This is a genomic window from Micromonospora sp. NPDC048170, assembly GCF_040652795.1.
GTDB lineage: Bacteria > Actinomycetota > Actinomycetes > Mycobacteriales > Micromonosporaceae > Micromonospora.
Window position 1 is genome coordinate 28,849 of the sequence record NZ_JBEZMR010000020.1, and the last position, 23,104, is coordinate 51,952.

The 23,104-nt window shown below is 74.3% G+C and carries 19 protein-coding genes and 1 riboswitch; of the genes, 9 read left to right on the forward strand and 10 right to left on the reverse strand.

Going from position 1 to position 23,104, the window contains the following annotated elements; translation table 11 throughout:
• Positions 1-30 precede the first annotated feature (30 nt).
• From AB0D32_RS22360 to AB0D32_RS22390, 7 genes are read right to left on the reverse strand one after another with little or no spacing between them, the layout of a single operon-like run.
• Positions 31-2,328, reverse strand: a complete 2,298-nt coding sequence (locus AB0D32_RS22360) for an AAA family ATPase (protein WP_357093292.1) — start codon at positions 2,326-2,328, stop codon at positions 31-33.
• Between the two features lie 22 nt (positions 2,329-2,350).
• Positions 2,351-2,899, reverse strand: a complete 549-nt coding sequence (locus tag AB0D32_RS22365; RefSeq protein WP_357093295.1) for a hypothetical protein — start codon at positions 2,897-2,899, stop codon at positions 2,351-2,353.
• A gap of 44 nt (positions 2,900-2,943) precedes the next feature.
• The gene (locus AB0D32_RS22370; RefSeq protein WP_357093298.1) at positions 2,944-3,681 is read right to left on the reverse strand and encodes an ATP/GTP-binding protein; all 738 of its coding nucleotides are present in this window, start codon (positions 3,679-3,681) and stop codon (positions 2,944-2,946) included.
• Complete coding sequence (locus AB0D32_RS22375; protein WP_357093300.1) at positions 3,659-4,114, reverse strand: DUF742 domain-containing protein; 456 nt, start codon at positions 4,112-4,114, stop codon at positions 3,659-3,661. Before AB0D32_RS22375 ends, AB0D32_RS22370 begins: the two co-directional genes overlap by 23 nt.
• Complete coding sequence (locus AB0D32_RS22380; RefSeq protein WP_357093303.1) at positions 4,111-4,581, reverse strand: roadblock/LC7 domain-containing protein; 471 nt, start codon at positions 4,579-4,581, stop codon at positions 4,111-4,113. The genes AB0D32_RS22375 and AB0D32_RS22380 overlap by 4 nt, the downstream gene beginning before the upstream one ends.
• Complete coding sequence (locus AB0D32_RS22385) at positions 4,578-7,088, reverse strand: nitrate- and nitrite sensing domain-containing protein (protein WP_357093306.1); 2,511 nt, start codon at positions 7,086-7,088, stop codon at positions 4,578-4,580. The genes AB0D32_RS22380 and AB0D32_RS22385 overlap by 4 nt, the downstream gene beginning before the upstream one ends.
• Positions 7,075-8,274 (reverse strand): hypothetical protein, encoded by a 1,200-nt coding sequence (locus AB0D32_RS22390; RefSeq protein ID WP_357093308.1) that lies wholly within the window; start codon positions 8,272-8,274, stop codon positions 7,075-7,077. Before AB0D32_RS22390 ends, AB0D32_RS22385 begins: the two co-directional genes overlap by 14 nt.
• Before the next feature lie 361 nt (positions 8,275-8,635).
• On the opposite strand from AB0D32_RS22390, the gene AB0D32_RS22395 reads away from it, so the two are divergent.
• Positions 8,636-11,503, forward strand: a complete 2,868-nt coding sequence (locus AB0D32_RS22395) for an alpha/beta fold hydrolase (protein ID WP_357093311.1) — start codon at positions 8,636-8,638, stop codon at positions 11,501-11,503.
• Positions 11,500-12,375, forward strand: a complete 876-nt coding sequence (locus AB0D32_RS22400; protein WP_357093314.1) for an ABC transporter permease subunit — start codon at positions 11,500-11,502, stop codon at positions 12,373-12,375. Before AB0D32_RS22395 ends, AB0D32_RS22400 begins: the two co-directional genes overlap by 4 nt.
• Before the next feature lie 13 nt (positions 12,376-12,388).
• Here the strand turns inward: AB0D32_RS22400 and AB0D32_RS22405 are convergent, their stop codons facing one another.
• On the reverse strand, positions 12,389-13,105 hold the full coding sequence (locus tag AB0D32_RS22405) for a DUF4232 domain-containing protein (RefSeq protein ID WP_357093317.1): 717 nt from the start codon (positions 13,103-13,105) through the stop codon (positions 12,389-12,391).
• 367 nt (positions 13,106-13,472) lie between these two features.
• On the opposite strand from AB0D32_RS22405, the gene AB0D32_RS22410 reads away from it, so the two are divergent.
• On the forward strand, positions 13,473-14,396 hold the full coding sequence (locus AB0D32_RS22410) for a hypothetical protein (RefSeq protein ID WP_357093320.1): 924 nt from the start codon (positions 13,473-13,475) through the stop codon (positions 14,394-14,396).
• Between the two features lie 22 nt (positions 14,397-14,418).
• Here AB0D32_RS22410 and AB0D32_RS22415 read toward each other — a convergent pair whose 3' ends face one another.
• Positions 14,419-15,159 (reverse strand): hypothetical protein, encoded by a 741-nt coding sequence (locus AB0D32_RS22415; RefSeq protein ID WP_357093323.1) that lies wholly within the window; start codon positions 15,157-15,159, stop codon positions 14,419-14,421.
• Positions 15,160-15,330: 171 nt separating this feature from the next.
• Here AB0D32_RS22415 and AB0D32_RS22420 point away from each other — a divergent pair, with 171 nt between their 5' ends.
• From AB0D32_RS22420 to paaN, 4 genes are all read left to right on the forward strand, one after another.
• Entirely contained in the window at positions 15,331-15,759 is a 429-nt protein-coding gene (locus AB0D32_RS22420; protein WP_357093326.1) for a DoxX family protein, read from the forward strand.
• A gap of 120 nt (positions 15,760-15,879) precedes the next feature.
• A riboswitch (SAM riboswitch) is annotated at positions 15,880-16,015 on the forward strand.
• A 10-nt stretch (positions 16,016-16,025) separates the two neighbouring features.
• On the forward strand, positions 16,026-17,312 hold the full coding sequence (thrC, locus tag AB0D32_RS22425) for a threonine synthase (RefSeq protein WP_357093328.1): 1,287 nt from the start codon (positions 16,026-16,028) through the stop codon (positions 17,310-17,312).
• Between the two features lie 688 nt (positions 17,313-18,000).
• Positions 18,001-19,020 (forward strand): GNAT family N-acetyltransferase, encoded by a 1,020-nt coding sequence (locus AB0D32_RS22430; protein ID WP_357093331.1) that lies wholly within the window; start codon positions 18,001-18,003, stop codon positions 19,018-19,020.
• Positions 19,021-19,072: 52 nt separating this feature from the next.
• Entirely contained in the window at positions 19,073-20,746 is a 1,674-nt protein-coding gene (gene paaN / locus AB0D32_RS22435) for a phenylacetic acid degradation protein PaaN (RefSeq protein WP_357093334.1), read from the forward strand.
• Between the two features lie 75 nt (positions 20,747-20,821).
• Here the strand turns inward: paaN and AB0D32_RS22440 are convergent, their stop codons facing one another.
• The gene (locus AB0D32_RS22440; protein ID WP_357093336.1) at positions 20,822-21,355 is read right to left on the reverse strand and encodes a GNAT family N-acetyltransferase; all 534 of its coding nucleotides are present in this window, start codon (positions 21,353-21,355) and stop codon (positions 20,822-20,824) included.
• 210 nt (positions 21,356-21,565) lie between these two features.
• Between AB0D32_RS22440 and AB0D32_RS22445 the strand changes: the two genes are divergently transcribed.
• Positions 21,566-21,769, forward strand: coding sequence for a cold-shock protein (locus AB0D32_RS22445; RefSeq protein WP_067305333.1), 204 nt, complete (start codon positions 21,566-21,568; stop codon positions 21,767-21,769).
• 86 nt (positions 21,770-21,855) lie between these two features.
• On the forward strand, positions 21,856-22,956 hold the full coding sequence (locus tag AB0D32_RS22450) for a hypothetical protein (RefSeq protein WP_357093338.1): 1,101 nt from the start codon (positions 21,856-21,858) through the stop codon (positions 22,954-22,956).
• Positions 22,957-23,104: the final 148 nt, after the last annotated feature.

The window sequence follows — 23,104 nt, forward strand, 5'->3', positions numbered from 1 at the left end:
CCCGGCGTGCCGCGCCGGATCAGCCGGCGCTCAGCCGGCCCGTTTCTCGGCGTAGGCGGCGAGCCAGGCGACCTGGGCCGGGTCGAGGGACGGGCGGACCCGGGAGCGGGCCGCCGCCACGTGCGCGGCGGTGACCGTGGACGCGGTCAGCGACTCCCGCATGGCGGCCAGCGCCGCCTCCCGGACCAGCGCGGCGCAGTCCGCCGCCGAGAAGCCGTCCAGCTCACCGCCCAGCGCCGCGAGATCCACCTCGGATGCCAGCGGCACGTTCCGCGACGAGGCGCGCAGGATCTCCGCCCGCGCCGGCCCGTCCGGCGGCGGCACGTAGACGAGCCGTTCCAGCCGCCCCGGGCGTAGCAGCGCCGGGTCCACCAGGTCGGGTCGGTTCGTCGCGCCGACGACCACCACGTTGCGCAGCGCCTCGACGCCGTCCAGCTCGGTCAGCAGCGCGGCCACCACCCGGTCCGTGGTGCCGCCGTCGCTGGCCTGGCCGCGTACCGGGGCGAGCGCGTCCACCTCGTCCAGGAAGATCAGGGTGGGCGCGGCGTCCCGGGCCCGGCGGAACAGCTCGCGGACCGCGCGCTCGCTCTCGCCCACCCACTTCGACAGCAGTTCCGCGCCCTTCACCGAGAGCACGTTCGCCCGCCCCGAGCCGGCCAGCGCCGTCACCAGGTAGGTCTTCCCGCAGCCGGGCGGGCCGTAGAGGAGCACCCCGCGCGGCGGCTGCACGCCGAGCCGGGCGAAGGTGTCCGGGTAGGTCAGCGGCCAGAGCACCGACTCGGTCAGCGTCTCCTTGACCTCCGTCAGGTCGCCCACGTCGTCCAGCGTCACCGAGGCCAGCTCCAGGGTGGACGCGGCCATGGTGGTCGGGCGCACCACCTCCAGCGCGGCGGTGAAGTCGGCCATCGCCACCGTCGGCGTCTCGGCCGCCTTCTGCCGCAGCGCCGCGCGGACCCCGGCCTCGCGGACCAGCGCGGCCAGGTCGGCGGCGACGAATCCGGGGGTACGCCCGGCGACCTCGTCGAGCCGTACGTCGTCGGCGAGCGGGACCTGCCGGGTCAGCACCGTCAACTGTTCCCGGCGCAGGGCCGCGTCCGGCAGCGGGACGCTGATCCGCAGCGAGAGCAGGTCCGGGGCGCGTAGCGCGGGGTCGACGGCCTCGGGCCGGCCCGTGGTGCAGACGACCGCCGCCCCCGCCCGTACGGTCTCGGCGACCACCTGCCGGAACACGGTGGCCACCGGCCCCGGCTCGTCGGCGGGGGCGAGCGCCTCCACGTCGGTGACCAGCAGCACCCCGGGGCCGTCCGCGCGTGCCTCGGCCGCGGCGGCGCGCAGCCGGTCGGCGGCGGCCTGGTTGGTCAGGGCGGCCACCTCGGGCGCCCAGAGCGGACTGACCCGGGCCCCGACGCGGGCGGCCACGGCGCGCACCAGCGCCGCCTTGCCGGAGCCGGCCGGCCCGGCGATCAGCACGCCCAGGGAGACGGTGGTGCCCAGCCGGCCGAGCACCTCCCGGTGGTGGAAGCCGAGGTCGAGCAGCTCGGTGAGCTCCTCGGCCTGCGCCCGCAGCCCGGGCAGTTCGTCCACCGCCGGTGCCCCGTCGTCGATGCCGCCGGGCCGTCCGGTGGCGTCCACGGCGGTCGGAAGGCGCACGTCCCCCGGGCCCGTGGGACGCAGCCGGCCCGGGACTGGCGCGCCGCCTGCCCGGGCGCGCGCCGAGCCCGGGGTGGGCCCGGTGCCGGCGGAGCCGTGGGTCGTCTGGCCGTGCTCCCAGCCGACCACGGTGTCCATCGTGACCAGCGAACCGGTGTCGGGTTCGGCCGCGACCACCGTGAGCAGGGTGCTGGTCCACGCGTAACCGACGCTGTTGGAGAGGCTGCGCCGGGCGGCTTCCACCAGGCTGCGTACCGAGGCGTCCGGCAGCACGTCCTGCGGCAGCAGCGACACGTCGTCCCCGGTCGTCACCACCTTGCCCAGCAGGGCCAGCCGGAGCATCTCGGGGGAGACCACGGCGGCGATCTGCGCCGGCCCGGCGAGGAGCACCCGGCTGGCCGGCGTGACCGGCAGGCGGCTCACCGTCACCTGGCCGCCGTCGCGGATCCCGAGGTTGCCCAGCATCAGGTCGTCCGCGTAGACCAGCGCGGTGCTCGCGGTCGGCTCGGCCGGTGCGACGATGCCGGCGGTCGTTCGCCGGCCGGCCAGCCGCACCGGGTCGCCGGGGCGCAGCGCCAGCGCGGTGAGCACCTCCGGGTGCAGCCGGACGATGCCCCGTCGGGCGTCCAGGGCCGCCGGCCGCAGGCTCGCGGTCAGGGTCAGGTCGGGTTCCGCCACCGCCCGACCCTAGCCGCCCTGGTCACGCCGCGCCCGACCCCGGTGCGTCCCGTGGCCCGCCGGACAGGTCGTCGTCGCCGAGCAGGGACGGATCGCGGCGGATCAGCTCGGCCAGCCGCGCCGCCGGGTCGGGGTTCAGCCCCGCCCTGGCCGGCGTCCAGGCCGGCACCGTCTTGACCGACATCGGCCACGCCGGCGGTGGCGCGGCGGCCACCGCGTCGACCGTCACGCCCGCGTCGGTCCAGGCGACCCGCAGCGGGTACGCCTGTCCGTCGTGCTCGACGCGGATGCTGACCGCCGTGCCGGGGTGACCGGCCACCACCCGACGGACGGCCTCGGTGACCTCCGCCACCGGGTCGCGGGGTGCCACGCCCCGCCGGGTGTCGGCCCAGCCGGGTCCGGCGTTGCGCCCCTCGCCCCGGGCATCCGCGCGGCCCGGGTCGGCTCCGTCTCGCGCCTGCGGCGCCACGACAGCCTCCCCGCCCGCCGCCTCCGCCTCGGCGGCCCGGCGCCGCAGCGCCTCCTCGCGGCGGGCCATCCGGGCCAGTGTCTCGTCCAGTCCACCTCTCATCACGACCACCCCTTCTCGTGAAACGGGTCGAACCGCCGGAACGTTCAGGACTTCCTCTCCCGGGTGGCCCGATCGAGTGCGCGGTCCAGGACGACCAGCAGGGCGTCCCGCACCGAGAGCCGGTCCCGGGCGTCGAACTGCACCAGGGGCACGTGGTCGCCGACGGCCAGCGCCCACCGGACCGCGTCGAGGTCGTGCGCCAGCCGCCCGTCGAAGGCGTTCACCCCGACCACGAAGGGCAGGCCGGCCCGCTCGAAGAAGTCGATCGCCGGATAGCAGTCGTCCAGGCGGGCGCTGTCCACCACGACGAGCGCACCGAGCGCCCCGCGGGCCAGGTCGTCCCACATGAAACCGAACCGGGCCTGCCCCGGCGTGCCGAACAGGTACAGCTTCAGGCTGCGGTCGATGGTGACGCAGCCGAAGTCCATCGCCACCGTGGTGGTGGTCTTCGCGGAGCGTACGCCCGGATCGTCGATCCCGATCCCGGCGGTGGTCATCTCCGCCTCGGTGGTCAGCGGGGCGATCTCGGAGATCGCGCCGACCGTGGTGGTCTTGCCGACCCCGAAGCCACCGGCGATGAGGATCTTGACCGGGATCGGCGGCGCGGCGCCCGGCGCGGGCCGGGGCACCGCGGCCACGCCGGTGGCCGGCGACCGGTGTGGCGGTGGGACCGACGCGGCGGGTTGCGGCCCCGTCGGGGTGCCGTACCGGGCGGCGGCGTTGTTGGCGGCGATCCCGCCCAGCGGGGCGACCGGCCATTCAGGAGATCGCACGGAGTCCATCAATCACTCGCAGGATGACGTCGGGGTCGAGGGCGTCGGCGTGGTCGTGCACGTCCAGGTGACCCGCGGCGCGGAGGTCGCCGACCAGCACCCTGGTCACGCCGAAGTGCAACCGGGTACGGGCGGAGATCTCGGCGACCGAGATCGGCTCGTCGCAGAGCGCGACGATCGCCTGCAACTCGGGCGCCAGCCAGGTGAGCGGCGCCGGCCGGTCGGTCGCCGGCCGGACGGTCACCTGCGTCTCCAGCCCGATCGCCGGGTCGGCGCCGGCCACCCGCCCGGCGGTGAGCACGAACGGGCGCGGGCCGGCCGGCCCCTCCTCGGTCGCCGGCAGGCCGGGCCGGGCGTCGTACGGTGACGACGTGCGCAGGTAGGGCCGGATCCGGATGGTGGGCTCCGGGTCCGGTTCCCCGCCGGCGACCTCGTGGGTCATTGCTGAACGGCGTTCTTCAACTCGGCGATCAGTTTCGGGGTGAGGGCGCCACCGGCCCGCCCGGCGAAGAGCGTCATCTCGTAGGCGACGGTGCCGAGGTTCGCCGACCGGTCGGCAACCACCCCGAGCACGGAGCCGCTGCTGATCGCGCTGATCAGCAGGTAGCCCTCGGCCATGTCCACGATCACCCGGTTCAGCCCGCCGAGGGCGTACCAGCTCGCGGCGCCGCCGGCGAGGCTCGTCATGCCGGAGACCACCGCGGCGAGCCGTTCCGCGTTGGACCGGTCCTTGATCGCCGACATGGCCATCAGCAGCCCGTCCGAGGAGACGGCGATCGCCTCCACTACGCCGGCGGTGCTGGAGGTGAAGGAGTCCAGCAACCAGTTGAAGGTGCGCGCCTCCGGGCTCAGCTCACCGGTGTCCGGGTGCTGCTGGTCGACGTTGTCGTGCAGGAAGGGGCTGGTCAACGTGATGTTCCCTCTTCGTAGCGGCGGTCTTGGCTGACTTCACGCAGAGCGCGGGCGACGCCCGCCTCGAACTCGGTGAGGAGGTCGCGGACCTTGTCCGGGTCTTCCGGTGTCGGGCTGTCGGGCTGTCGGGCCGGGGCGACGGTGAGGTTCGCCCCGGGCACCCGCCGGGTCAGCAGCGTCGGCACCGTGCCGGCCGGTGGCCGGCCCAGTTCGGCCCGGCGTACGCCGGACTCGACCGCCTCGACGAGGGCGCGGGCGGCGGCGGGGTCCGCGACCTCCGTCGACCCCCGCACCTGCCCGCCCGTCGGCCGGCCAGCGGTCGGGGCCGGCGGGCCGGCCGGGCGCAGGGTGGCCCCCGGCACCCGCTGCCGGATGCCCGCCGGGGCGGGACCGGCCGGTGCGGCGGACCCCGTCGGCGCCTGCGGCGCGGCCTCGGCCAGCTCGCCACCGGCGCCGAACGCGTCCCAGGGAGCGCCGGACGCCAGGCTGCGGGTGGCGCGGCTCAGCAGCGTCGTGTCGAGCCCGGACGGCGGGGGCTCCGGCACCGCCCCGACCGCCGCGCGGGGCCGGGCGGCCTGCGCGTCGACGGGGGAGCGCCGGTCCCGGGCGGGTACGGCGGCCCGGGCCACGGTCACCCCGGCCCGTTCGGCGCGGTGGATCACCAGCGACGTCTCCGGGACCTCCAGGTGCGCGGTCACCCCGCTGCCGGCGGTCGGCGTCAGCCGCACCGCCCAGCCGTGCCGGCGGGCCAGCCGGCCCACCACGAAGAGCCCCAGCACCTCGGTCGGCGCGAGATCGAGGCGCTCCCGCCGGGTGAGCCGGGCGTTCTCCTCCGCCAGCCGTTCCGGGGTCATGCCGATGCCCCGGTCCACCACGGTCAGTCGCGCCCCGGACCCGGTCGGCTCGCCGCTTACGGTGACCCGGGTGTGCGGCGGGGAGAAGACGGTCGCGTTCTCCATCAGTTCGGCCAGCGCCAGGACGAGGTCGCCGACGGTGCCGGGCGCCACGGACACGCCGGGCGGGACCTGCACGTCGACCCGGGTGTAGTCCTCGATCTCGCCGAGCGCCAGCCGGACCACGTCGCCGAGCGGCACCGGCGCCACGTGGGGGTCCGCGCCGGCCGAGCCGGAGAGCACCACCAGGCTGCCGGCGTTGCGGCGCAGGCGGCTGGAGATGTGGTCGAGCCGGTACAGGTGCTCGAGCCGTTCGGAGTCGGTCTCCTGCCGCTCCAGCCGGTCGATCAGCGCGATCTGCCGGCCGACGAGGTTCTGCGTACGGCGGCCGACATGGCCGAACATCTGCGCCACGTTGCGCCGGCCGGCGACCTGCCGTTCGACGAGCCGGGCGGCGGTGCTCTGCACCCGGTCGAACGCGCGGGCCAGGTCGCCGATCTCGTCGCGGGCCCGCACGTCCACGGGGTCGAGGCGTACCGGCGGGGTGCCCTCGGCCTCGTCGTCGACGACCCGGGTCAGCTCCGCCTCGGCGACCCGGGCCACCCGGTCGGCCGAGTGGGTGAGCCGGGTCAGCGGCCGGGTCACCGTCCGGGCGACGGCCGCGCTGAGCAGCATCACCACGGCGAGGATCAGTGCGGCGACCCCACCGACCAGGTACGCCTCGGTGAGCGCCCGGCGTTGCTGCGTGGTCACCTCGGCGATGACGTCGGCGACGAGTTTCTTCTCGATGAACTGCCCGAAGGTGATCATCGAGCGGACCGAGGGGAAGAGCGCGTCCAGCGGGATGTTCCTGGTCGCGCCGGCCGGGTCCAGCGCGCTCCTGCTGAGGAAGTCGGCACTGGTCCGGGCGGCCACCGCCGCGTCGTTGAGCGTCACCAGCTCCAACTGCTCCGGCGTGATCAGATTGCGGAACCGCTGGTTGTCCGCCCGGAGTCCCGCCATGCAGGCGACGTACGAGGCGGCCGACCGGGGGGAGTTGGTCGCCTTGACCAGCACGATCAGGGTGGCGCAGGCGCCCATCGCCTCGTCGACGCGGAGCAGCCCGTCCAGGGCCAGCACCTGCCGCCCGGCCGCCGTGTCGGTGTCCACCCCGAACGGCAGCCGCAGCGCGTCGATGAGTCTCGTGCTCACCGGCCCGTAGGCGCCCATGATCTGGTCCGGCGTGGCGGTCCCGGCGAGCACCGCGGCCCGCAGGTCGGTCAGCCCGCGTACGCCGCGCAGGGCCTCGGTGGCCTGCGGCGACAGCAGGTCGCCCAGGGTGGCCCGCAGGTCGGCGACCCGGTCGTCCACGCTGGCGGTCCGCTGCATCAGCTCGGTCCGGGTGACCCGGCCGAGCAGCAGGCCGACGGAGAGGACGCGCTCCTGTTGCAGGTCCTGCACGAGGGTGCCGATCCGGCTGGCGACGCGGACCCGGTCGGCGGTGTCGCCGGCCCGTTGTGCGGCGGCCACCCGGTCGAGCACCGCCGGCACGGCCAGCCCCACCATGCTGAGCAGTGGGATGACGACGAGCAGCGCGAGCTTGCCCCGGATCCGGAGCCTAGCGAGCAGCATCGAGGGGCCCCCACTGCGCGGTCCCGGGCTCGCGGGCCGGCCCCGCCGGCTGGAGTTGACGGGGTCGCCCGCCCGGGGCGGCGCTCGGCGGCCACGACGTGTCGGCGGCCCGCTGCTGCTCGCCGTGTTCCTGCCCCTGGTCGCCGTCCGGCTCGCGCCGGGTCTCCGCCGCGTGCCGCCGGGCGGCGGCGAGCCACACCGCGCCGAGTGCCGCCCACAGCAGGAGGGCCAGCACCCCGGCCGCCACCGTCAGCCAGCGCCTACGGTCGAGGTCGTCGACGCGTCCGGCGAGCAGGGCGTCGAGTTCACCGAGGATGACGGGCTGGAGCTTCCTGGCAGCCGCCTGGGCGTCGACTCGGGCGCCGGCGATCCGGGTCTGGTCCACCACCGGGCTGCGGTCGGTCGGCGCGGAGTGGGCCGCGAGCGCCTCGACGGCGCGCTGGTAGGTGTCGAGCGGGGTCAGGATGCTCGGGCCGAGGTCGGCGCTCTCCGAGCTGTCCACCGCGGCCCTCAGGTCGGTGACCAGGTCGCCGGCCGGAGTGAGAGCGGCCATCCGGAGGGCGGCGAGTTCGCCCGTGGTGCGGTTCCGGTCGGCGGCGGGCCGGCGGCCGGCGAGCAGGGCCAGGTCGACCAGCCGTCCGGCCGCCACCATCGCCTCGGGCAGCTCCTCGCCGGCGCCGTCCTGGAGGAAGAAGGAGTCCGACCGGGGGTCGCTGACCAGCCCGGAGGTCTCCCGGACCTTGCGGTACAGCGCCAGCAGCAGGTCGGTGGCCTCGCCGTACGCGGCGAAGGCGGCCTCCGGGTCGGCCGGGCCCCGGGCGCCCAGCGCCTCGATCCTGGCGCGCAGGCCGGCCCAGCGTTCCTGGCTGCGCAGCTCGTCGCCGATCCGCGCGTCGACCGAGGCGGCGGCCTCGACCGCGTGGGTCAGCGCCGTGCCGGAGACGGGGCGGCCGGCGACGGCGGCGGACTGGGCGTCCACCAGGGCGTCGGTGACCGGGGCGAGGGCGCGCAGGTACTCCACGCCGAGTCGTTCCCGGCTGACCAGGTCCCGGTCGTCGGCTGTGAGCCGCCAGGTCTGGACGAACAGCAGGGTCATCGGCGCGAGCAGGGCGACGAGGAGCAGCAGCGGCAGTACGCGGCCCACCGCGGGGGGCCGCCGGCGGGCCGGTGGCGCGGGGACTGTCATGTCTGTCTCCTCGGGCGGGCGCGCGGGATCGGCGGGTGTCGGGGTCGACGGCGAGGTCCCGTGCACCGGACCGGAAAAATAGCGGACCAGCGCGGAGCTGTTCCGCTCGTCGGGCAGTCAGCTTTGTGTCATGAGGCCCGATGTGACCGCCACGTGGTCCGTCCGGCACACTGCGTGCCGGCGCGGTGATGGACATGGATGGATCGGAGCGGATTTCTGCCGAACATCGGAATTCACGTGATCCGAATTCCTCTTCCTGGGACGGGCTGGACCGCGTCGCTGCGACACCGATCGGATCAACCGGACGGCCGTACGGAGGATCTCAGCCAACGCTCAGGATCCGGGCCGTACCGTGTGCCGAATGAGATCGCCGTTGTCGGCCGCGTGGATCCGGCGCGCACTACCCACCCGCCGGCGCGTCGTCGCCACGACGGCGGTCGTCGTGCTGCTCGCCGCCGCCGTGACCTGGGCGGTCCTGCCGCAGGGGCCGGACGTCCGCACCGAGGCGGCGATCCTGAACGTCCGCTCCGGGCCGGCCGGCGACGAGCCCGTCGACCTGGACACCACGCTCTACCTGCCCGAGGGCGCCTCGGCGGGTAACAAGGTGCCGGCGGTGCTGCTGGCGCACGGCTTCGGCGGCACCAAGGAGTCCGTCCGCGCCGACGCCGAGGAGTTCGCCGGCCGCGGCTACGCGGTGCTCACCTGGACGGCGCGGGGCTTCGGCCGCAGCGGCGGGCAGATCCACCTGGACCACCCGGACTACGAGGTGCGGGACGCCGAGCGCCTGCTGGACTGGCTCGCCGCCCGCCCCGAGATCCGCACCGACGCCGCCGGGGACCCGAAGGTCGGCGTCGTCGGCGGCTCGTACGGCGGCGGGCTGGCGCTGCTGCTCGCCGCACAGGACCAGCGTGTCGACGCGATCGTGCCGATGATCACCTGGAACGACCTGTCCCGCTCCTTCCTGCCGGAGAGCACCGGGAAACAGCCCACCGAGGGCGTGTTCAAGTCCGGCTGGGCGGGCCTCTTCTTCGGCGGCGGCGGCAACGTCGGCTCCGGGCCGGCCGGGCTCTCCGGGGCCGGCGCGGCCCAGCCCGAGGGGGCGCCCGCCTCCGCCGGCCCGCCCAGCCCGGGGCCGGGCGCCGGCCCGGGCACCGGGCCGGGGCGGGGTCCGGCGGGGGCAGCCGACCCGGCGTGCGGCCGGTTCGCCGCCGACATCTGCGCCGCGTACCTGCGGATCGCCACCACCGGCCGGGCCGACCAGGCGGCCGTGGACCTGCTGCGTCGCTCCAGCCCGGCCGGAGTGCTCGACCGGATCAAGGCGCCGACCCTGCTGGTGCAGGGCGAGGCGGACACCCTCTTCCCGCTCAGCGAGGCGGACGCCAACGCGCGCGGCATCGCCGCCGCCGGCACGCCCGTCCGGGTGGCCTGGTTCACCGGGGGGCACGACGGCGGCGAGGGCCCGAAGACCGACTCGGACCGGGTGAAGTTCCTGACCGTGCAGTGGCTCGACCACTACGTCAAGGGCGAGGGTCAGGCCCCGGGCAACGACTTCACCTGGTCCCGTATCGCCGGCTTCGACGCCCTCGACCGGGGCCTGGTGGCCACCGGCTACCGCTACGCCGACTACCCGGGGGTCGCCGGGACGGCCCGGCGGGACGTGCCGGTGACCGGCCCCGCCCAGCCCGTCGCCAACCCGCCGGCCGGCAATCCGGCAGCCATCTCCTCGGTGCCCTTCGCCGGCGAGCTGTCGGCGCTGCTCGGCGGCGTGGCGGGAGACATCCCCGGCCAGCACGCCCGGTTCGAGTCGGAGCCGCTGGCCGAGGCGGTGGACGTGGTCGGCGCCCCGACCGTCGACATCCGGGCGGCGTCGCCGACCGGGGAGGCGGTGCTCTTCGTCAAGCTCTACGACGTCGACTCCAACGGCGCGGCCACCCTGCCCAACGGCCTGGTCGCCCCGGTCCGCCTCACCGGCCTCCCGCAGACCATCGACGCGGCGCGACCGGTCACCGTCACCCTGCCGGCGATCGTCCGCCGGTTCGAGGCCGGGCACCGGCTGCGCGTGGTGGTGGCGACCTCCGACCAGGCGTACGCCACTCCGGTCGAGCCGACCGTGCACACCGTCGAGGCCGGCGGCGGCGCGGTCAGCCTGCCGACCGTCGCCGGCGACCCGATCCCCACCTCCGCCGTCGTGTGGCGCTGGGTGCTGGCCGGGCTGGTCACGGCGATCGCCGTCGGGCTCGTCGTGGTCGTCGCCGTGGTCCGCCGCCGGCACCGCCGCCAGGACAGCTCCGTGCACCCGGCGTACGCGGGCGTCCCGCTGGCCGTGCGGCAGCTCCGCAAGGAGTACGCGGACGGCTTCGTCGCCGTCTCGAACGTGGACTTCGAGGTGCACCCCGGTCAGGTGGTCGGCCTGCTCGGCCCGAACGGCGCGGGCAAGACCACCACGCTGCGGGTGCTGATGGGGCTGACCCAGCCGACCGCCGGCGAGATCTACGTCTTCGGGCACCGGCTGGTGCCCGGCTCGCCGGTGCTGTCGCGGATCGGCGCGCTGGTCGAGGGGCCGGGCTTCCTGCCGCACCTGTCGGGGCTTGCGAACCTGAGGGCGTACTGGCGGGCCACCGGGCGGCCGGCCGAGGACGCGCACTTCGAGGAGGCCCTGGAGATCGCGGGCCTGGGCGACTCCGTGCACCGCAGGATCAAGAACTACAGCCACGGCATGAAGCAGCGCCTCGCCATCGCGCAGGCCATGCTGGGCCTGCCCGAGCTGCTGGTGCTGGACGAGCCGACCGACGGGCTCGACCCGCCGCAGATCGCGGAGATGCGTCGGGTGTTGCAGCGCTACGCCACCGACGGCCGGTCGGTGCTGGTCTCCAGTCACCTGCTGGCCGAGGTGGAGCAGACCTGCACGCACGCGGTGGTGGTGAACAAGGGCCGCATCGTCGCGTCGGGCCCGGTGGAGGAGATCGTCGGCGAGTCGCCGAGCGTGCTCTTCGACGTGACCGACCCGGAGGCGGCCCGGGCGGTGCTGGACGGCCTGCACGGGGTGCGGGTGCTCCCCGACGGCGAGGGCCAGCTCGTGGTGGACACCAACGGCACCGCCCGCAGCGAGGTGGTCGCCGAGCTGGTCCGGGCCGGCATCGGGGTGGACCGGGTGGTGCCGCGGCGCCGCCTGGAGGACGCGTTCCTCGCGCTGGTGGGCGAGAACTCTCGGGGAAGCGGGGACCGATGATGGCGGGCACGTCACCCACGGCGGGAGCGGCGGCCGGCTACCGGCCCTCGGCGACCCTGCCGTTCGGCGCCGAGTTCCGGCGGCAGGCATCCCGGCGGCGTACGCAGCTCGCGCTCGGGTTCATGGTGCTGCTGCCGCTGATCATCCTGATCTCGTTCCAGTTCGACACGGGCGACGACGACGACAACGGGCGTGGGGAGTTCGGCAGCCTGGTCGAGTTCGCCACGTCGGGCGGGCTGAACTTCACCCTCTTCACCATCTTCGTCTCGGCGTCGTTCCTGATGGTCGTGGTGGTGGCGCTGTTCTGCGGGGACACGGTGGCCAGCGAGGCGAGCTGGGGCAGCCTGCGCTATCTGCTGGCGGTGCCGGTGCCCCGGGCCCGCCTGCTGGCGGTGAAGCTGCTCGTTGCGCTCGTCTACTCGGCCCTGGCTCTGCTGCTGCTTGCCGGCACCGCCCTGCTGATCGGCACCCTCCGCTACGGCTGGGAGCCGCTGCGCAGCACCGTGGCCGCCCAGCTCGAACCGGGCGAGGGCCTGCTGCGGCTGCTGGGGGTGCTCGGCTACCTGGCGGTCGTACTCCTGGTGGTGGCCGGCCTGGCGTTCCTGCTGTCGGTGGTGACGGACGCCGCGCTCGGTGCGGTCGGCGGCGCGGTGCTGCTCTGGATCCTGTCCAGCATCCTCGACCAGATCACCGCGCTGGGGGCGCTGCGGGCGTTCCTGCCGACGCACTACAGCACCGCCTGGCTGGGGCTGCTGTCGACGCCGGTGCAGACCGACGACGTGGTACGCGGCGCGATCTCCGCGATCAGCTATGCGACGTTGTTCTGGGGGCTGGCGTTCTGGCGGTTCACCCGCAAGGACGTCACCAGCTGACACGCCGGACGCCTCACGGCAGCGGCACCGGGCTGCTCGGCGCCGAGGTGTCCGGCAGCGGCCGGGCCGGCGTCGGTGCCGGTTCGGTCGCCTTCTTCCAGGCGCTGACCCCGATCCGGCCCGTGTTGCCGAGGTCGATCGGCCCGTCCAGGCCGACGATCTGCGCGGGCCGGCCCTCGGCGGGCGCGACCTCGAGACGCTCACCGTTGGTGGCGACGACCGTCGGGTCGGTGACCAGGTTGCGCCAGAGCACGGCGGCGCCGGCCCGTTCGCCGGGTTGCAGGGTCAGCGGCCGGGGTGGGTCGTCGAAGCCCGACGTGATCTCCTTGGCCCCGTTCACCAGCCGGACCGGTATCGGCTTGCCGTCGGCGTCGTGCAGGCGCAGCACGGGGTAGCCGTTCAGCGGGTAGGGCGTCGTGCCGCAGTTGACCAGTTGCAGGCCGAGCGCGCGCAGGCCCATCGCGGCGCTGGTGCCCGGCGAACTGATCCGGACGCCGGATTCCGGGCACTCGGCCCCGGTCGCCGTCGTGCTCGGTGTCTCTGTCGGGATGGCCGTCGGCAGCGGGGGCGACGCCCGATCGGCCCCCGACGGGTCGGCCGCGAACGGGTCGGCCGCCGGCGCACAGGCGCCGAGCAGGACGAGGCCGGTGATCGCGAGCCCGACCGTCCGGGCCGGACCTGGAACTCCACCGGGCGAGCGCGGTGCGGGTCGGTGTGCGGGGAGTACCATCGCCCGATCATCGCACCGGCCGGTGCCCCGTTGAGCCTCGGACACCCGCCCGGCGGGGGTGATTCTGTAAGGGCATGGTGCCCGTGAGTGAGAATCGGGTATGGCTACTTCGCCCGCAGCGCCACCGCCCGAGCCGCCAGCCGAGCCGCCGACTGAGCCGCTGCCCGAGCCGCCGTCCGTGTCCTCGCCTGTGCCGCCGGCTGAGCCGCCGCCCGTGTCCTCGCCTGTGCGGCCGGCTGAGCCGTCGTCCACGTCCGTGCCACCACCGGAACCGCCATCCGGGCCGCCGCCCAGGCCGAAAGCCTGGGCCCTGCTGGCGGACGAACGCCTGCCCGGGTTCCGCAGGCTCCCGCCGAAGCAGCGCGCGGTGTACGCGACCGCCGCCGCAGTCGTCGTCGTGGTCGGCGTGCTGCTCACCTACCAGGCCAACCTTCTCCTGGACCGGTCGACGGCCACCGATCGGGCCCGCTCGGACAAGCAGGCCGAAAAGGCGGTCGACCGTGAACAACCCGCGTTCGTGTCCACCGTCACCCCCCTCGACTACGACCAGTACCTTCCCGAGGCCTTCACCGTGCTTCTCGACCGGCCGCTGACCGAAGGCGAGCAGGCCGTCCTCACCGGCCTGAACGGCGATGCGTCGCGGGTGTGGGAGTTCATGAAGCCGCTCGGCGGGCGGATCGTCGAGGACGCGTCCTATGTGGCGCCGCGTGAGGATGGGAACGAGAACCGCGGCGACGCCCAGACGTTCGACCTGAACCTGAACAGCGACCGCGCCGCCGGACTGACGATCAACAACATGACTGCCGTCAAGGACTCGTGCCACGCACCCACGGCGCAGACCGTCGTCGTCATCCCCCCGGCGGGTTCCGAGCCCCGGCAGGGCCTGCTGTGGGACCTGACCGGTGGGCCGACGGACAGACCGCACGGCCCGTACGTCCTTGACGAGGGCGAGCCGGAGGAGGGCGAGCTGTACTTCCGCCGCAACGTCGTCGAGCTGGGCAACGGTCAGTCGAACATGGCGTTCCGTATCCAGCCGGAGGTGTCCACCCACACCTGCCGGTGGCACATCGTCGCCTCGTACACCGACACGACCGGCTCCCACGAGCAACGCATCCCGAGCGGTACCGGAACGTTCACCACCGAGGCCGTCCCGTCGCAGCCCGTCCAGTACTTCGTGCGCGTTCCCACCTCGGGGTGGGGCTGCATCGGCAGGGTGAACCAGCAGAACTGCGCGGCCACCGATGTCGTACGGCTACCGAGGCCACCGACTTACCGGCCGGTCCCGGACTGAGCCGAGCACGGTCGCGGGGACGTCAGCGGGAGCGGAACTTGCGCTTCCGGGTGGACGAGTCGGCGTCCCCCGCGCCCGGGGCGTCAGCGGAGCCCCCGTCGCCGGACACCCCGGCCACCCGGGCGTCGGTGTGGCTCAACTCGGCCAGCGTCGTGCCCCTGAGCTGGTAGACGGCGGTGCGGCGGATGCTCAGCTCCGCCATCGGGCCGTCCGCGGGTCGGGTCAGGTAGACCACCGTCGCCCTGCCGTCGCGCACGCTGACGCTCTCCACCGGCGTACGGTCGCCGAGGTCGACCTGGGCCTGGTAGTCCGGCTCGCCCCTGACGTTGCGCCAGGCGGCGAGGGTGAAGAAGCGGCCGGTGCCGCCGCCGTCGAGCACGACCACGCCGATCGCGTCGCCCGCACCGTCGCCGTCGAGGTCACCCACGGCGCACGGCCGCTGCAACTCCACCGTCGTGCCGTCCCGGTCGGACCAGCGGCCGTCGGTGAGGCGGATGGGGGCGGCGTACTTCCGGTAGCGGACCTTGCGGCTGCCGACGCGGGTGTTGCCCAGTTCGAGGCAGGTGAGCTGGTCGCCCGTACGCCGGGGGGTCGGGGTGGCCCGGGTGGTCGCCGTGTCGACGTCGTCCCGCTTGGCGGCGGTGCCGACCGACCCGTCGGCGGACCGGTTCCGCTTCTTCCGGCTGCTCGGGGAGCATGCGGCGGTGACCGCCAGCAGGCAGGCCATGGAGAGCGCCACCACCGGGACGAGCTTGCGACGCATCGCGCGATTCCTTCCATCGACGAGCCCGCACGGTAACCGGTGCCCGCCAGTCCGCTCGACGGCGGCAGGGGACAGCACCGAAGTCTTCCCGCAGAGAGGGAAGGGATCGACACCGCCGAATGTCGGGCGACATTCTTGGGCCATCCTGTCGTCCCTACCGGAGGTACCCGAATGTTCACTGACCGGATCGGTGGCCCGGCCCTGTCCCTGTTCCGAGCCGTCGTCGGCCTGCTCTTCCTCTGCCACGGCCTGGCTTCGCTGCTCGGGATCCTCGGCGGCAGCGGGGGCACCGGTGAGGCGGTCCCGCTCGGCGAGTGGCCGGGCTGGTGGGCCGCGCTGATCCAGGCGGTCTGCGGCGGGCTGGTGCTCGTCGGGCTGCTGACCCGGGCGGCGGCCCTGCTGGCGTCCGGGTCGATGGCCTACGCGTACTTCGTGGTGCACCAGCCCGACGCGCTGCTCCCGTTACACAACGGTGGTGAGCTGGCCGTCCTGTTCTGCTGGTCGTTCCTGCTGATCGCCGTGTTCGGTCCCGGCGCGTGGGCGGTCGACACCCTGCTCCGTGCCCGGCAACCCGGCGGCTCCCGCTCGGTGACCGCCTGATCCCGTACCGCCGCCGGGGAGGTCCGCCGGCCCCGACGGAGGCTGCGGCATCGCTCACAGCGTGGGATCTGCCGTCGATTCGCGCGGCGACAGCGCCTAGACTCGACGGCACAACTGCATACCTCATCCAGAGGGGCTGAGGGATACGGCCCGACGACGCCCCGGCAACCACCCCGCGCGCTCATCGCAGAGCGACCCGCGGGGCAGGTGCCAATTCCGTCCCCGCCGCAGGGTGCGATGTGGGGAAAGATGAGAGGACTCTCGACATGACGTCGACGTACGCCCCCTCCGGCATCGACACCACCGCCAGCCCCGCCCGCGCCCTGGTCTGCCGCGCCTGCTCGGCCCGCTACCCGTTGGCCGCCCAGCACGCCTGCTACGACTGTTTCGGCCCGCTGGAGGTCGACTACGACGCCGCCGCGCTCGCGACGGTCACCCGTGAGCAGATCGAGGCGGGCCCGCAGAACATCTGGCGGTACGCGGCGCTGCTGCCCGCCGGCCAGGACCCGGCCACCCGGGTCACTCTCGACCCCGGCTTCACCCCGCTGGTCGCCGCCGGGCACCTCGCCGCCGAACTCGGCATCACCGCCCCGCTCTGGGTCAAGGACGACAGCGCCAACCCGACCCACTCGTTCAAGGACCGGGTCGTCTCGGTGGCGTTGACCGCCGCCCGCGCGCTCGGCTTCAGCCGCTACGCCTGCGCCTCCACCGGCAACCTGGCCAACTCGGTCGCCGCGCACGCGGCCCGGGCCGGCGCGCCGTCGGTGGTCTTCATCCCCAGTGACCTGGAACAGGGCAAGGTCGTCACCACGGCCGTCTACGGCGGCGAACTGGTCGCCATCGACGGCTCGTACGACGACGTGAACCGGCTCTGCGGCGAGCTGGTGGAGACGGACGAGTTCGAGGACACCGCGTTCGTCAACGTCAACGTGCGCCCCTACTACGCCGAGGGGTCGAAGACGCTCGGCTACGAGGTGGCCGAGCAGCTCGGCTGGCGGATCCCGGCGCAGGTGGTGATCCCGATGGCCTCCGGTGAGCTGCTCACCAAGATCGACAAAGCGTTCTCCGAGCTGGTCGAGATCGGCCTGGTCGAGGCGCCGGCCGGCGGCTGGAAAGTGTTCGGCGCCCAGTCGGCCGGCTGCAACCCGATCGCCACCGCCCTGCACGCCGACACCGACACCATCGTCCCGGTCAAGCCGACCGGCATCGCCAAGTCGCTGAACATCGGCGACCCGGCGGCCGGCCTCTACGCGCTGGAGGCGGTGCGCCGCACCGGGGGCTGGATGGAGTACGTCGACGACGACGAGATCCGCGCCGGCATCCGGCTGCTGGCCCGGACCACCGGCATCTTCGCCGAGACCGCCGGCGGGGTGACCGTGGCGGTGCTGCGCAAGCTGGTCGAGTCGGGCCGCCTCGACCCGGCGGCGGAGACCGTCGTCTTCAACACCGGCGAGGGCCTCAAGACCCTCGACGCGGTCGCCGCCCAGGTCGGCCCCACCCACCGCATCAAGCCCTCGCTGCGCGCCGCCCGCGACGCCGGCCTCCTGGGCTGACCACCCACCCCCCGCTACCCCCACCCCCCGCTACCCCCACCCCGCCGTCCCCCGCCTCGCCCCGCGCTCCGCCCCCGCCGTCCGCCACCCGCGCTCCGCCCCCGCCGTCCGCCACCCCGCCGTTCGCCGCCTCGCCCGCGCTGTTCGCCGCCGCGCCCCGCGCCCCGCCCCCGCCGTCCGCCGCCGCGCCCCGCGCCCCGCCCCCGCCGTCCCCGCCCGATCCCACCCCCGCGATCTTGCACATACTGCCCGGATGCTTCGGACTTTCGGGGCATATCGAGGGCGCAAAGTGCAAGATCGCGGGGGGCGGGACGGGGCGGGACGGGGCGGGACGGGGCGGGGCGGGCCGGGGCGGGCCGGGGCGGTGGGCGCGGGCGCGGGGCGGGGGCGCGGGGCGGGGGGAGTCGCGGGGCGATGGGTGCGGCGGGCGGGTGCGAAGGCGGGTGAGAAGGATTCGGGGGGTGACTGGGATTTTGCTGTGCGTGTGGAAAACCCGGCGGCGAGGACTTGACGGCAGGAACCGGACGGCGCAAGATGCTCCGTGCGGGAGGGCGTTTCGCCCGAGACTTTCTAGTTCTTGCGACCCAACGCCGGAGGCGTTGTGCGAGCGTCCCTCCCGACCAACTTCCGATCGGGCCAGCGGTTAATTCGCTGGCCCGATCGTCGTCTGATGGCGCACTCTCGCGCAATGAGCATCACGATCGCGCCGCTCGACGCCGCTGACCAAGCCGCGATCGACGAGGTCTACCGGATCGGCGCGGCAGCCAACGAGGCCGACCTGCCCGACTTCCCGCCCTTCTGCCGGCGGCACTTCGAGGCGGCGCTGCGGCACCCGATGCCGGGCAGCCTCCCGCTCTGGGCGCTGGCCCGGGTCGACGGCGGGCCGGCCGGCTACCTCGCGCTGGACCTGCCGCAGCTCGACAACACCGAGAACGCCACGGCTGAGATCGTTGTCCACCCCGGGTGCCGGCGTCGCGGCGTCGGTCGCGCGTTGCACGAGCATGCCGTACGCCTGCTGCGGGAGCGGGGCCGCAAGCGGGTGCTGGCGATGGCGGTCTCCGCGCTGCCCGGCGGCCCGGCCCGCTCCGGGGCCGCCGGCGCCTTCGCCGCGTCGACCGGCGCCCGGCCCGCGCTGGCCGAGGTCCGCCGCCGGCTCGACACCACCCGGCTCGACGACGAGGGCCTGGCCGCGTCGCTGGCCGAGGCCCGGTCCCGCGCCGCCGGGTACCGCACCGTCCGCTGGCAGGGGCACACCCCGGAGGAGTACGTCGCCGACATCGCCTACCTCGACGGCCGGCTGTCGACCGACGCGCCGCTGGGCGACGTGCAGTGGGAGCCGGAGCGGGTCGACGCAGACCGGCTCCGGGGCGCCGATCGGGCGCTGGCGGCGCGGGGTCGGCGGCGCTACCACACGGCGGTCCGGCATGAGGCGTCCGGACGGCTGGTCGCCTGGAGCCTGCTCGACGTGGGCGCCACGGTTGACTGGCACGCGTTCCAGCAGATCACGATCGTCGACCCGGAGCACCGCGGTCACCGGCTCGGCCTGCTCAGCAAGGTCGAGAACCTGCGTCACCTGCTGGCCCACGAGCCGGCGGTACGGGCGATCGACACCTTCAACGCGGCCGAGAACGCCCACATGGTACGCATCAACGAACAGCTCGGGTTCCGCCCTATCGACGGGTGGACCGACTGGCAGCTCACGATCTGAGTTGTGACACGGCCCTACTGATCCTGGGGCTTCCTGTTGCATGATGGCGGGCATGACGGAGACCCCGCACCCCCTGTACGACAGGCACGCCGACACCCTCAACCGGGCGCTGACCGCCATCACGGAGCGCGGGTACTGGTCCGCCTATCCCGAGTCGCCCAGCCCTCGGGTCTACGGTGAGACCGCCGCCGCCGACGGCAAGGCCGCGTTCGAGGCGTACCTCGGCGGTGACTTCCCCCTCGACCAGCCGGGCACCGGCGACCGGATCGCCACCGAGACGAGCCCGTTCGGCGTCGAGCTGGGCGTCCGCTATCCGCACGCCGGGGCCGACGAGCTGGTGGCCGCAGCCTCCGCCGCGCTGCCCGGCTGGCGCGACGCCGGCCCGCAGGCCCGAGTGGGGGTCTGCCTGGAGATCCTCGACCGGCTGCACAGGCACATCTTCGAGCTGGCCAACGCGGTGCAGTTCACCAGTGGCCAGGCCTTCGTGATGGCCTTCCAGGCCGGCGGCGCGCACGCGCTGGACCGCGCACTGGAGGCGGTCGCCTACGCGTACGCGGAGATGACCCGGCACCCGGGGACGGCGGCCTGGGAGAAGGCGGCCGGCAAGGGCGACCCGCTGCGGATGACCAAGACCTTCCACGTGGTGCCCCGCGGGGTCGCGCTGCTGGTCGGCTGCAACACCTTCCCGACCTGGAACTCGTACCCGGGGCTGTTCGCCTCGCTGGTCACCGGCAACCCGGTGGTCGTCAAGCCGCACCCGCGCGCGGTGCTGCCGCTGGCGATCACGGTGAAGTACGCCCGGGAGGTGCTCGCCGAGGCCGGCTTCGACCCGAACCTGGTGCTGCTCGCGCCCGAGGCGCCCGGCGAGAAGCTCGCCTCCACGCTGGCCCTGCACCCCGCCGTGAAGATCATCGACTTCACCGGCTCCACCGAGTACGGCGACTGGCTGGAGGCCAACGCCCGGCAGGCGGCGGTCTACACCGAGAAGGCCGGGCTGAACACGGTGGTGATCGACTCCACCGACGACTTCGCCGGGATGTGCCGCAACCTCGGCTTCACCCTGACCCTCTACAGCGGCCAGATGTGCACCACCTCGCAGAACATCCTCATCCCCTCCGGCGGAATCGCCACCGACCAGGGGCACAAGAGCTTCGACGAGGTGGCCGGCGGGATCGCCGCGGCGATCGCCAAGATCACTGCCGACCCGGCGCGCGGGGTGGAGATGACCGGCGCGATCGTCAACGACGGGGTGCTGGAGCGACTCGACGAGGTCACCAAGGTCGGCGAGACGGTGCTGGAGTCGCGTACGGTCGAGCACCCCGCCTTCCCCGGCGCGGTGGTCCGCACCCCGACGGTGGTCCGGCTGGCGGCCGGCGACACCGCGACGTACTCGCGGGAGTGGTTCGGGCCGATCTCGTTCGCCATCGCGACGGACTCCACCGCGCACAGCCTGGAGATCCTGCGCTCCACCGTCGGCGAGAAGGGTGCGCTGACGGCGGCGGTCTACTCCACCGACGACGCGGTCCTCGACGCGGCGGAGGCCGCGGCGATCGAGGTCGGGGTGCACCTGTCCTGCAACCTGACCGGCGGGGTCTTCGTCAACCAGTCGGCGGCCTTCTCCGACTTCCACGGCAGCGGCGCCAACGCGGCGGCCAACTCGGCGCTGACCGACGGCGCCTACGTGGCCAACCGGTTCCGCATCGTGCAGTCCCGCCGCCACGCCTGACCCTGTCGTGGCTGTCCGGATCGGCCCCAGGCGGGCCGATCCGGGCGGTCGCGCGGGCGGGTGCGGGTGGCCGGATCAGGCCGGGCGGCGCATCTGGAGCTCGGTGAGCGCCCCGACGGTGGGGTGCGGGACGCGTACCCCGGTGTCGACGAAGCCCAGCCGCCGGTACGCGCGGTAGGCCCGGTCGTTGCCGACCACGACCTCCAGCATCAGTTCGGGGCGCCCGCAGGCCCGGGACCAGGCCGCGACCGCCTCGACCAGGTCGCCGAGGAGGCCGGTGCCCCGCCATCGCGGGGTGACGTAGACGGCGTACACCACGGTCAGTCCCGGCTCCCCGGGGGCCACCGTGCCACCGGCGTGCCCGACGAGCCGGTCGCCTGGGTCCGCGACGAACTGCGCGGTGCCCGCCCCGGCGGAGACGGCCTCGATCCGGGCCGCGTAGTCGGCGTGCGACCGGGAGGCCGCGTCGGCGAGGGTCTCCAGGAAGGCCAGTGGCGCGTCGGCGAGCATCTCCAGCCGTAGGGCCCGCATCCGGGCCGCGTCACGCGGCCGGACCCGCCGGATCTCCGCCGACCGCGCCGGCGGAGACCCGTCGGGCGTGCTCGTCATGACGCATGCCTACCACAGCGACGAGGACCGATGGATGACCGTCGGAATATGCCCGATTTGTGGTCGTGCGCCGTCGTCACGCTTCGTGTAGCGTGCGACTTCGGTCACCGTTTCAGCGGCCGTCGTCGATCGCCGAGCCGGTGGTCCTCCGGTGCCGGTCAGCCCGGCCTCCGGGGTCGTGGAACGCCGCGCAGAGTGAGGAAGTGCACCGTGGCACAGGGCACCGTGAAGTGGTTCAACTCCGAAAAGGGCTACGGCTTCATCGCCGTCGACGGCGGGCAGGACGTCTTCGTCCACTTCTCCGCGATCGAGATGGACGGCTACAAGGCGCTGGACGACGGCCAGCGCGTCGAGTTCGAGATCGCCCAGGGCCAGAAGGGTCCTCAGGCCGAGCGCGTGCGCGTCATCGCCTGACCGGCCGCCGCCCGGGGGCGGGCTCGGCGCGGTTGCGCCGGCAGGGAAGGATCGTGAGCCGTTCCAGCCAACGCTGAGGAGGGTTCATGTCCGACCAGCCGCCCCAGGCCGCGCCGCCCCCGGGAGAGCCCGACCCCTCCGCGACGCCACCCGGTGCGCCGGTGGGCCCGCAGCAGCCGCAGGACTGGGTCTTCCCGCCCACCGGTGGCTACCCGCCCGGATCCGGCCCGTACGGCGGGCAGCCGTGGTACCCGGGCGCCCCGGTCGCCTATCCCGGGCCGGGCGCCCCGGTCGCGTACCCCGGGCAGCCGGTCCACGGGTGGTACCCGCCCGGTCACGGCCTCGACCCGGCCGACCTGCTCGTCACCCCGCCCGGCGCCGGCGTCAGCGGCTGGTTCGACCGGTGCGTCGGCGCGGTGCGCCGGGGCTGGCGGCTCCTGCTGCCGATCCTGCTGCTCACCCAGGTGCTGCCGGCCGCGGTGGTGTCGGTGCTCACGCTGGCCATCGACCCGTCCGCGAAGTGGGAGGAGTCGCTGGCCGACGACTCCGCCGCGCTGCCCGACACCTTCCTGGCCGACCTGGGCATCATGCTGGCCGTGCTGATCGGCAGTGCTGTCGTCTTCGGCCTGGTGCAGAGCCTGGGCTGGGCGGCCGGCAGTTGGGCGATCGCCCGGCAGGCGGCCGGCCAGCCGGTGAGCATGGGCGAGGCCCTCTCCTACGGCGCGCGCCGGGCACTGGGCCTCTGGGGCTGGACCCTGTTGATGAGCGTGATCATCGGGCTCGGCATCTGCTTCTGCTTCATCCCCGGCATCTACGCCGCCTTCGCGCTGAGCATGGCCGGCCCGGTCTATCTCTTCGAGCGGCAGGCTCCGATCGGCCGCTCCTTCCGGATGTTCCACGACCGGCTGGGGCTGATGCTCGGCCGGGTGGCGCTGGTGGCGGCGGCGGTGATCGTCGGCGGCGGAGTGGCCGGCATGGTGGAGGGCATCGGCGTGCTGCCGTTCGGCACCACCCCGCTGGAGTCGCCGGGCACGGCGGTGGGCGTGATCGTGGTGACGCTGGTGGGCGCGGTGCTGGCCCTGCCGACCCACCTCGCCCAGCTGGTCGGTCTGGTCGTCACGTATGCCGAGCAGCGTGCCCACGAGGGTCCAGTGGACAGCGCGCGGCTGGCCGGTGAACTCGGCTGACCGGGCCGATCGTGCTTGCACTCGACAGGGGAGAGTGCTAAACAAGTCATTGGCACTCGCATACCGCGAGTGCCAATGGTCGGGGCGGTAGGGCCACGGCCGCAGCAGCGTCCACACGCGGGTGCGGCACATGGCCGGTCGTCGCGGG